This window comes from Dolichospermum sp. UHCC 0260, assembly GCF_009711985.1.
GTDB classification, from domain to species: Bacteria; Cyanobacteriota; Cyanobacteriia; order Cyanobacteriales; family Nostocaceae; genus Dolichospermum; species Dolichospermum lemmermannii.
This window is the reverse complement of the sequence record NZ_VIKZ01000099.1, coordinates 1-4018: the sequence shown is the minus strand read 5'-3', so window position 1 is coordinate 4018 and position 4018 is coordinate 1. Positions and strand designations below refer to the sequence as shown.

At 37.6% G+C, this 4018-nt stretch carries 5 protein-coding genes and 1 pseudogene; 5 read left to right on the top strand and 1 reads right to left on the bottom strand.

Annotated features, from left to right (window positions below; translation table 11 throughout):
- Both FJR08_RS23875 and FJR08_RS22355 read left to right on the top strand, forming a co-directional pair.
- Positions 1–698: DUF5895 domain-containing protein (locus FJR08_RS23875; RefSeq protein ID WP_254435832.1), on the top strand; the 698-nt coding region annotated here is incomplete at its 5' end.
- 107 nt (positions 699–805) lie between these two features.
- Positions 806–1033 carry a hypothetical protein gene (locus tag FJR08_RS22355; protein ID WP_174783215.1) on the top strand — a complete coding sequence of 76 codons (228 nt, stop codon included), beginning with the start codon at positions 806–808 and terminating at the stop codon, positions 1031–1033.
- Positions 1034–1136: 103 nt separating this feature from the next.
- On the opposite strand, the pseudogene tnpA reads toward FJR08_RS22355, so the two are convergent.
- Positions 1137–1541: pseudogene (tnpA, locus tag FJR08_RS22350) on the bottom strand (IS200/IS605 family transposase).
- A gap of 82 nt (positions 1542–1623) precedes the next feature.
- On the opposite strand from tnpA, the gene FJR08_RS22345 reads away from it, so the two are divergent.
- The 3 genes from FJR08_RS22345 (at position 1624) to FJR08_RS22335 (ending at position 3846) form a co-directional block, all read left to right on the top strand.
- Complete coding sequence (locus FJR08_RS22345; protein WP_168634625.1) at positions 1624–2943, top strand: RNA-guided endonuclease TnpB family protein; 1320 nt, start codon at positions 1624–1626, stop codon at positions 2941–2943.
- Positions 2944–3121: 178 nt separating this feature from the next.
- Positions 3122–3535: a hypothetical protein gene (locus tag FJR08_RS22340; RefSeq protein ID WP_174783213.1), complete on the top strand. Its 414-nt coding sequence runs from the start codon at positions 3122–3124 to the stop codon at positions 3533–3535.
- 71 nt (positions 3536–3606) lie between these two features.
- The gene (locus FJR08_RS22335) at positions 3607–3846 is read left to right on the top strand and encodes a hypothetical protein (protein WP_254435831.1); all 240 of its coding nucleotides are present in this window, start codon (positions 3607–3609) and stop codon (positions 3844–3846) included.
- Positions 3847–4018 lie beyond the last annotated feature (172 nt).

Sequence of the window (4018 nt, the reverse complement as noted above, 5' to 3'; positions counted from 1 at the left end):
TGGCCGGGTTATTCATTCCTGAAAAGAGTTTAGCAAAAGCTGGATGGTTTGGAACTCCCGAAATAGTTGAAAAGGATTTATCAGGTGGTGTTGAGAAAGGATTATTTATTACCAATGCTAGAATGATAATCTTGGGTAATGTGCGTCCCTATTTGAGATATAAAACTGATTTGAAAGATAACCGAGAATTAGAAGGAATAATGATTGGTTGGTACGACGAATATTCTGAAGAAATTGACAAGAAAATGATGAGTGCAGTTTCAGAGCATTTAATAATGTTTCTAGATAATGCCAACAATTTTCTCCATGAAACCCCAATTAGAATCAGATTCAAGAATGTATCGCTGTGGAGTTTACGAGAAGCTTTGGAACAGTATTACTCTCAAGCTGAATTGACATTTGCCAGAATGCTCAACAAGAAACCCAGTGGTAAAGATGATAGATGGCGGTCATTGTGTGTTGTTGATGTGGAGTTTAAAGGTGTTAAGGAAGGTGAAGGTAAAAATCGGTCATTCTGCTGCAAAGTAGGGACTTACATTCACCCCGATGAAGAAAACTTCCCAGCTTTGTTTATGGGAACAAGAACTAAAATGTCTGCGGTGTTGGAAAAGTATGATACTAGCTTAGGCTTTGATGAAACCGTCAAGGCTTTGTTACCAGCACCTACTAAGTTGGCATTACCAGAAAGTCAACAGTAGTCATTAAGGATTCACGGACAAGTAAGGACTCAGGGGAAACCTTGGGTCTTTTTTTTAAGGAGTGCTATCGCTTAGAGAAAGTGATTATTTAAACACCTGAGTAGACAATGAAACTATTAATTATTGACACCGAAACCACCGATATTAATGATGCAAAGGTATGTGAGATTGCAGCAACTTTGTATCAAGTTGGTGAGAATATCAGGGAAACCGGGGCGATTTGTAGTGTTTCAGCATTATTACCAGTGACAGAAAACCCCGCAGAGTTCGTTAATGGCATTGCTTGGGAGTTGACAACTAAAAATCCATTTGTTGACGAGTCTATGAGCTTATAAGAGAAATGCCGAAAACCCTTGAAGATGTGTTTGACTCAGGAGAACACATCTGTGCTTTAGACAAGGGATGAAGGCTAGTTGCAGGATAAATCCTGCATTGACGTTAATCGCGTTGCTGTTCAATATATTTCTTGACCATTTCCGTGCAAATATTTCCAGCGGTACTAACAAAATAACTTGGTGTCCATAACGTGGGTATTTTTAAAAGTTCGGGAAATTCTTTTCTAAGATGATGAAAAGCTCCCCCTTGATTTTTCTCATTATACTAGATGGATCATCGGTCGGCTTCACGTTTTAAATCAGATGGACATGATCCGGCATAATCTCCATAGCAATAATTTTCCACCTATTTTCTATAACCAACTCACAGATAATTTGCTGTAACCTCTGGTGCAATAGCACCTACTAGCACTTTTTTTCGCCGCTTACGAATAAATACAAAGTGGTAATTCAGTAGTGATACTGCATTACTTTCGTGCCTGTATTCATCTGGGGAAAACTTAGCCATAGCTTTAAAATATTAACTCGCCGTTTTGTATATAATTAGTGCATAATCAAGTAGAGCAATCAACAATACGAGGGACTTATATTTGCTAACAAATTATGTATATAAGCTACGTCCTAATATTAGCCAGTCCAATAAAATGGATAAGTGGCTAGATATGCTCCGGTCTACTTACAATTGGAGCTTGGCTGACAGAATAGCTCAATACAACCAGCAATTTATTCAAGGCGACTATTGCGATATTAGGACTAGGGGAGAAGCTTGTCCACTAACCTGTTTTGTTAGTAAAAATGGAGCAAGTGGAGAACCGTGGAAGGATGCTAAAACCGATAAGAATGGCAACCTCAAAAACCCTCGACGCAGTGCTGGTGATATTCAAATAACGGCATTACCATATCTAAAAAAAGCTAGACCTTGGTTTGCTGAAATTGACTCTACAGTCCTACAGCAAAACGTCAAACGCCTTGACACTGCCTATAAAAACTTTTTTGAAGGGAGAGGTTTTCCTAAGTTTAAAAACCGTAGTAATTTTACATCTTTTACTTATCAAATGGGTATAAAAGTTCAAGGTAGTAAAATCTATCTTCCTAAGTTGGGATGGATGCGGTTTTTCAATTCTCGCTTAATACCAACAGGATTTACTATCAAAGCTGCCACGTTGAGAAAGCGTCAAGATGGTTGGTATGTCTCAATTAGGATTGAAGATAAAACCATACCAGACTATGCAAAAAAACCGCTAAACGAAGTTAATTCTATTCTTGGTTGTGACTTAGGAATAACTAAACTTGTCCATCTCTCCGACAGATATCAAATTGATAATCCTAGATTCTCAACCAACAAAAAAGCTAGACGCACCTTAAAAATTAGACAGCGACGGGTTAATCGTAAAGTCAAAGGCAGCAAGAATCGTAAAAAAGCAGCTAATAATGTAGGACGTTTTCACAAAAAGATTACAGATAAACGAACAGCTTATCAATGGAATGTTGCTAAGACAATAGTTTCTAGAAAGGTTGATGCTATTGCTTTAGAAGATTTAAATATCTCTGGTATGTTGAAGCGTTGTCAAGTCAAAACCGATGAAAAAACTGGGAGATTTTTAAATAATGGACAATCTAGAAAAAAGGGGTTAAACCGTTCTATCTCTGACGCAAGTTGGAGTGATTTGATTTTAAAAATTGAGTATCTCGCTGTAAAGCAAGGAAAAGTTATCATTAAAATCAATCCTAAATACTCCAGTCAAGAATGCAGAAATTGTGGGCATACTGATAAGTCAAACCGTGATGGTGAAAAATTCATTTGTACTGAATGTGGGTATCACGAACACGCCGATATTAGTGCTGCCAAAACAATTAGAGATAGAGCTTTCAAAATAGTACGTGGGGACTCCGCGAAACTTGCTGTTTAACAGCTAAACGCCCAAAAGATATCAGCACGCACTTTTGTGCAACCGTGTTGAGTTTGGGAACTTGTGCAAACAAGATATTAGGATTGTAAAATCTTAAGAATCCCCGTCTCTTTAGAGCGGGGAGTGTCAAACAGTTGCTTTTAATGCTGAATTTGATGCACCATTAGTAGATAAACTATTGATTGATGATGATTTTTCATGGACTAATTTTACTCCTGATTGGTTATGTGCCATGAAGGATTTTGATTGGGGTTATCCTGCTAAAAATGACAGTTACAAACTCACTGATTTAGCTTTGTGGATGGGTATCGGTGTCAGCACAGTACACAGGGCTGGTGATGATGTCCGGTTATTGGTGGAATGCTTTAATCGGCGTAAACAGATATTACCAGAAATAGTGAACCAAGCGATATTTGTCTCCAATTCACCGATGATTGAGTTGAAGGCATTGGTTGAATATGAAACTCGTAGTTTGGCTAGTAATGCTAGGTTTCATTGGGATGGCGATCGCAAAGTATGGACCAAGAAACTCCGTGAATGTCGGTTTGATGAGTTTGTGAAAACCCTGGCATTTGGTGTTGAAGTTATCTAAATAGAAATGCCCAGAGTATTCTTTGCTTTGGGCGCTATCGCTTCAGGGTTTTGGTGTTTTTTGTAATGATTATGAACCCAAATATCCTGAACGAATTAGAAACCAAAATCAATGATGGTATTGGTACTTTTGATGAATTAGACTCCGTGTGTTCTCAGTTAATTAATATCATTCATCAACAAAATGAGTTAGCAGTGAAAGCTAATGAACTCTTTGAAATATTAAGACCCGATTGGTCTAGTGTTGGTTTTCAGGCTTGGATGATTGGGGAGGTATTTGTCACTGACAATAGTTTTGATGGTGTTTTTTGATTTTTCAATATTAGGGTAAGTGCGGCTATTGTCGCTTTAGTTGTGAAGTTTTTGGAGTAACAAAATGAATTTTACACATGAAGAAAAACAAGTAATGCTAATGGCTTTAAGCTATTTTGATTCTCATCTTCAAAATTTAGTAAAAGACAGAAAATCTTTAGCGGAGGAGGCA